The sequence below is a fragment of the Globicatella sanguinis NBRC 15551 genome (assembly GCF_001552295.1).
Classification (GTDB): Bacteria; Bacillota; Bacilli; order Lactobacillales; family Aerococcaceae; genus Globicatella; species Globicatella sanguinis.
Window position 1 is genome coordinate 1 of record NZ_BCQX01000230.1, and the last position, 1,025, is coordinate 1,025.

A 1,025-nucleotide genomic window follows, 5' to 3' on the forward strand; every position below is an offset into this window, starting at 1 on the left:
TAGACGAAGCGAAAATCAACTGATTTTCTACTTCTTGTTCACTCCCTATTTGCTTTGTATTGAATTAAAATATTGTTTCTAAGGCAACAAATTCAAGGAAGATTCGTAATGAAGTCACATTTAACATATTGAATTAAATGATTGTTTCTAAGGCAACAAATTCGCGGTCTTGTGATTCTGACACAGCTAGATTAGTTATATGACCTTGATAAGTGTTAACGCCTGTTAAAATAGTGTGATTGTCTTTGGCAGTTTGGACGATGCCTTTATTGGCGATTTCTTTATCATAAAATAATGATGCATTGGTTAAGGCAATGGTAGCTGTTTGTGGTACCACTCCTGGAATATTGCTAACACCGTAGTGGATCACGCCGTGTTTAACATAGGTTGGTTTTGTATGAGTAGTTTCAATGGTTGTTTCGAAATTACCACCTTGATCGATTGCAATATCAATTAAGACAGAACTAGGCTTCATTTGTTGAATAGTGTCTTCCTTAACTAAGATCGGTGCTCGACGTCCGGCCACTAATACGGAACCAATGACTAAGTCCTAAGTTACTACCGATTCATGAATGTTTGCTTCATTTGATATGAGTGTTTGTACCGGGTAGCCTAAAGTATGTTCAATCTTGGCTAAACGTTGTGGATTGAGGTCGATAATCGGCACATTGGCACCTAGGCCACAGGCTAACTTGGCACTATTAAGACCGACAACGCCACCCCCGACAATCGTGACATTTGCACGTTTCACACCAGGGACACCGCCTAATAAAATGCCAGGTCCTCCATGATTTTTCTCTAATAGATGAGCGCCAATTTGTACCGCCATCCGTTCGGCTACTTCCGACATGGGCTTCAGTAATGGAAAGGTGCCTTTGTCAACCATTGTTTCATTTACAAGCTTTCAACTAAGGAAACCTCGGTATTGATATCTAGGAGGAATTAGCGAAATAGACGGCTCTTTTTGTTGATTTTACTAAGTTATCGTTTATGTATTCACAAAATAGATGGTGTAATGTATTTAT

General features: G+C 39.1%; 1 pseudogene. It reads right to left on the reverse strand.

Features of this window, described 5'->3' with window-relative positions:
• Positions 1–133 precede the first annotated feature (133 nt).
• A pseudogene (locus GSA01S_RS10635) lies at positions 134–886 on the reverse strand (alanine dehydrogenase).
• Between the last annotated feature and the right edge of the window lie 139 nt (positions 887–1,025).